Annotated in this window: 1 pseudogene; it reads left to right on the top strand. The window is 40.3% G+C overall.

The window, feature by feature from the left end:
• Window positions 1-1,064: pseudogene (locus VXQ92_RS20845) on the top strand (ATP-dependent dsDNA exonuclease); the annotation flags it as partial.

Below are 1,064 nucleotides of genomic sequence, written 5' to 3'. Positions count from 1 at the left end.
GCTACTTGCCCAGTCCGAAGTAACCGCATTTTTAAAAGCTCGAGACAGCGAACGTGGTGAATTACTTGAGTACCTGACCAACTCCAGCATTTTCGCCAAAATCGGTGAACTGGCTTTTCGTAAAACAGCCGATATTGCAAAGCAGCGTAAACAGCTGGAAGAGTTTTTAGGGCATATTGAAATTTTGTCTGATGAAGAAATCGCTGCATTTACCGAACAATACCAGCAAGCCGAACAAAACTATCAACAGTTAGAACAGCAAAAACATGTCTTAGACAAACAGCAACAATGGTTTGAACGTAAAGCAAAACTTGAGCAAGAAGTTCAAACGAAACAGCAACAGTTTCAAACCCAGCAAAATCACCATCAACAACTGGCTAGTGAACGTGAGCAATTAAAACGTCTTGAAGTTTTCTCTGAAATACGCCCACAAGTTTTTCAGCAAGCTCAAAATTTACAAACACTGCAACAACTTGAGCCGCAAATTCAGCAAGCTCAAACCAAGTTTAATGAGTTGGTGCAAATTTTTGAAACGGGACAAAAACAATATCAACTTGCAGAACAACAGCTCAAACAAACACTCGATTTTGAGCAACAGCATCAACATGCTTTAAATCAAGTTCGACAGTCCATTCAAGAACGCGCTTTTATTGCCGATGAATATAAAAAGTGCAAAGAAAAAAGACAGGTACTTGAGCAAAACCTAAGCCCACTACAACAGCAGCAAAACGCGGTACAACAGCATATTGCACAGCTTGAGCAGAACAAAATTCATTTACAACAGCAGCTGATCCAAACTCAGCAATATGCTGAATTAGATAAGGGCCTTTCAGCACATCTACATCAGCTTGGGCAATTTATTCAAAATTACCAAACGATTGAAGAACAGCTCGGTAACCCTACCCTTGCTCGCCAAAAGCTATCGGAAGCTAAAAGTGAACTCGAACAACTCACAGCTTCACTAGGCACCGTTGAACAGATTGAGTTAAAGCTTGAACAACAGCGTAAAGATAAAGATCAGAAACTTGCTCAAGTCACGCAGTTAGATCTGATTCAACAGAAAA

This window comes from Acinetobacter sp. 228, from assembly GCF_048147885.1.
The sequence above is the reverse complement of the archived record's forward strand: the minus strand, read 5'-3'. Positions and strand labels throughout refer to the sequence as shown.